Below are 3,649 nucleotides of genomic sequence, written 5' to 3'. Positions count from 1 at the left end.
GTCTTTCCCGGTCCGCCGTTCCGCCGGGCCCGGGCCACTCGGACGGGTCAGGAGCTGTCGCTGTGGAGCGGGATGTTGCCAAGCATGGGGACGTACGGGCCCCTCGGCCGCCGAACACCGACCAGGAGAGGGATCCCTCGGTGCGTGAACTCCACAGTCCCCCCAGCCACCGCCGACCGGGCCGGAGGTGGACGCCGCAGCGGACGGTCGCGCTGATCGTGGCGGCCTCCGGCGTCGCCGTGCTCGCGGCCTGCAGCAGCAGCTCCTCGGGCACGGCGGCCGGATCGGCGTCGGCCACGCCGCCCAACGCGGGCGCCTTCTCCGGCGAGCCGCCCTCCGCCGTCGCCTCCGCCGCCGAGTCGCTGCTGGCCTCGGCGTCCGCGGCCATCGCCTCGGCCTCGGAGGCCTCCGCGGCGTCCGTCGCCTCCAAGGCCGCGGCGGCCTCCGCCTTCGAGGCCTCCGTCTCGGCGCAGCAGGTGACGACCAGGGAGAAGGCCGCCTCGGTGCTCAGCGGGGAGCCGGACGGCGGCAACGCGGTGAACGACGTCGCGATCACCGGCATCAACCGGCAGAACACCGGCGGCCTGCACGCCGTGGTCGTCACGATCCGCAACCGGGGGCTCGAAGCGGCCTCCTACGCCGTCCAGGTCGACTTCACCGACACCAGCGGCAAGACCGTGGACAGCGCCGTCGTCGGCGCCGAGAACGTCCCGGCGAACGGCACGGCCGAGCCCGTCGCCTTCAGCAGGCAGCCGGCCGACCGGACGCTGCTGCCGGTGGTGGTCAAGGCCGTCCGGTACTGACCCCCGGCCTGGCGGAAGTCCGCCGCGTGGTCCCGCACCCAGCTGCGGACATCGCGCGGCGGACGCCCGAGCACCTCCCGCACGGTGCCGGTCACCCGCTCCGGCTCCCGGGTGAACGACTCCCAGGCGCGCAGCCGGGCCGCCACGAACGCGGCGTTCCCCCAGGCCGCCGTCAGCTCCTCGCGGGCCGTCTCCGGCGGCAGCTCCTCCCACCGCACCGCGACGCCCAGCTCCTCGCCGATGATCCCGGCCGGCTCGGCGTGCGAGAGCGACTCCGGGCCGGTGAGCACGTACGCGGCGCCGCCGTGCCCGTCCTCGGTGAGCGCCCGCACCGCGACGTCCGCGATGTCCCGCTCGTGCACCGGTGATCGCCGCGCCCGCCCGTACGGCCGGCGGACCACGCCCTCCCGCACCTGGTCGGCCCAGGCCGGCAGGTTGCCCGCGAAGTCGATCGCCCGGACGAAGGTCCACTCCAGGCCCGAGCGCCGGATCAGCCGCTCGATCTCCTGGTGGAAGACGACGGCCGGCTCGTCGTCGGCGAGGTCCGCCACGTCCGTCGACAGGTAGACGACCCGCCGGGTGTGCCGGGCGATCAGCTCCACCACCCGGGGCCGCACGGGCAGCCCGGGCCACATCAGGTAGACCGCCTCCACCCCGCCGGCCAGCGCGGGCTCCAGGCTCTCGGGCCGCGTCAGGTCGCCCTCGACGGCCTCGACGCCCGCCGGGAGCCGGGACGTCGCCTCGTCGCGCACCAACGCCCGCACCTCGTGGCCGCCTTCGACCAGCGAGGCCACAACGTGCCTGCCCACACTGCCGGTTGCGCCGATCACCAGAACCTTGGTCATGCCCGCCCCCGACACCGGTGCGCCCGGGGCTATGCCCGGGCGGCTACCAGCCCGACTCCACCAGCCCGACTCCACCAGCCCGACTCCACCGGCCCGGTTCGCGGGCGCGTCCCGGGTTACGTCACGCCGCCGGGGGGTTACGTGACGCCGTCCGCGCGTTCCCGCTGCCGGGTGCGGTAGGCGCGGGAGCGGCAGCGGGGCGAGCAGTAGCGGGGCGGGCGGCCGCCGGGGCGCGGGCCGTCGGGGGAGGGGGCGGGGGCCGTCAGCGGGCCGCCGCAGGCGGGGCAGGCCGGGGCCGGTTCGGGCTCCTCGTCGGGGGCCGGGGCGTCCGGGACCGGGTGCGAGGTCAGGCCCAGCCGTTCGGCGACCACGCCGGCCTGGAAGCGGCTGTGCGCGCCGAGGCCGTCCAGCAGGTCCGAGACGTGGCGGCGGCAGGTGCGCAGGGAGATGCCGAGGCGGCGGGCGATGGACTCGTCCTTGAGGCCCTTCGCGAGCAGCACCAGGATGCTCTGCTTCATCGTCTTGGTGACGTCGTGCGCGGCCTGCGGGCCGCTGGCGAACGGGGCCGCGTTCTCCCAGTCCCGTTCGAAGACCGTCAGCAGGTAGGAGAGCAGGTCGGGCTCGCGGATGATGAGGGCGCCGCCGGAGCTGGCGGGCAGCAGGGCCAGCGAGCCGTCCACGATGATCAGTTGCGGCAGCACCTCCGGCAGCGTCCGGATCTCGGCGCCGGCCTCGATGAGCTGCTCGGCGTGCACCCGGGTGGGCTGGTCGAAGCGGGTCGCGTGCTGGTAGAGGCTGCGCATCCGGACGCCCCGGTCGAGCAGCGCCAGGTCGCGCGGCAGCGCCTCGCGCAGGGCGGCCGGGGAGAACGAACCGCCGTGCTTGGAGACCAGCACCTCGCTGCGGCAGGAGTCGATCACGTCGGCGAGCAGCGAACGCACCGCGAACTTGTCCGGCAGGCGGTCGATGGTGCCCTGGGGGAAGGCGTGCTGACGGGCCTGGAGGTAGACGGGCACCAGCGCCGCGAGGCCGTCGCGCTGCTGCTGGACGATCCGCCGCTGCTCGCGCAGGGCCTCCTCCCGGGCGCGCAGGGCGGTGTCGCGGGCGGAGAGCAGCTGGGCGGTGGCGGCCTGGGGGCTGACGGGCTGCCAGGCGACCGGGGGCGCGTCCGTACGGCTCCCGTCCGTGCGGCGGTCGTCGGGGAACAGTTCCTGGAGGAGGCAGGCCCCGGTGAGCTGCCGGACGGCCGCCTCGCACTCCGGCAGGGTCAGGTCGGTCTCCGACGCCGCCTGCGCGAGGGTGGCCGGGGTGAGGCGCTCGTGCACCACCGTCCACCGGTAGAGCGTGACGGCCGCGCTGTCGAGCGCGGGCACGTCGGCGGTCGGGTCGGGGACGGTCAGGTCGGGGCCGGTCACGGGGTGCATCGCATGCCTCCTAAAGCTGCCAGGCAGGCTCATGATCCCCTGCGGGGGATGCCGTGGCCATCCGCCGCCTGGCAGGGTGACGAGCACGGACCGGGCGATGCGGCAGGAACTGCGGAAACGCCCGGAACGTGTGGAACCGTCCCCGAAGTGATGGGAGTTGTCGTCATGCGAGGAATCGTGACGCGGACACTGGCCGTGGTCGCGCTGGGTGCCGCCGCCTGGTTGGGCGGGGTGGCTCCGGCCGGCGCCTCCGTGTTCGACGGCGCGACGCTGACGGAACCCGGCGGCGTGCACGACGGCCACCACTGCGTCCAGACGACGGCCTGGGGCGACGCCTGGTGCCCGGGCAAGCCGCTGAGCTGACGCGTCGTCGCGAGCGACTCCCGTCCCCTCCTCATCGAAAGGGAAGTCCTGTCATGCACATGGCTCTGAAGCGTTCCGTCCGTACCGCGCCCACCGCCACCGGCCGGGCCGGCTCCGCGTCCTCCGCCTCCTCCGCCGGGGCCTCCGCAGGGTCCGCGGGCTGATCCGCCCGGTGACGTGACGTAGCGCGCCCTGCACGGGAAGTCGGCGGCTG

General features: G+C 75.2%; 3 protein-coding genes and 1 pseudogene. 2 read left to right on the top strand and 2 right to left on the bottom strand.

Going from position 1 to position 3,649, the window contains the following annotated elements; translation table 11 throughout:
* Positions 1-140: 140 nt before the first annotated feature.
* Positions 141-803: a hypothetical protein gene (locus ACFU7Z_RS37650; protein WP_380743773.1), complete on the top strand. Its 663-nt coding sequence runs from the start codon at positions 141-143 to the stop codon at positions 801-803.
* Between the two features lie 221 nt (positions 804-1,024).
* Here the strand turns inward: ACFU7Z_RS37650 and ACFU7Z_RS37645 are convergent.
* Positions 1,025-1,648, bottom strand: a pseudogene (locus ACFU7Z_RS37645) (SDR family oxidoreductase); the annotation flags it as partial.
* Between the two features lie 137 nt (positions 1,649-1,785).
* Entirely contained in the window at positions 1,786-3,072 is a 1,287-nt protein-coding gene (locus ACFU7Z_RS37640) for a LuxR C-terminal-related transcriptional regulator (protein ID WP_380782600.1), read from the bottom strand.
* 177 nt (positions 3,073-3,249) lie between these two features.
* Between ACFU7Z_RS37640 and ACFU7Z_RS37635 the strand changes: the two genes are divergently transcribed.
* Positions 3,250-3,435: a hypothetical protein gene (locus tag ACFU7Z_RS37635; protein WP_117487948.1), complete on the top strand. Its 186-nt coding sequence runs from the start codon at positions 3,250-3,252 to the stop codon at positions 3,433-3,435.
* The last annotated feature ends 214 nt before the right edge of the window (positions 3,436-3,649 follow it).

It is taken from the genome of Kitasatospora sp. NPDC057518 (assembly GCF_042802075.1).
Taxonomy (GTDB): domain Bacteria; phylum Actinomycetota; class Actinomycetes; order Streptomycetales; family Streptomycetaceae; genus Kitasatospora.
This window is presented reverse-complemented; position numbering and strand designations above follow the sequence as displayed.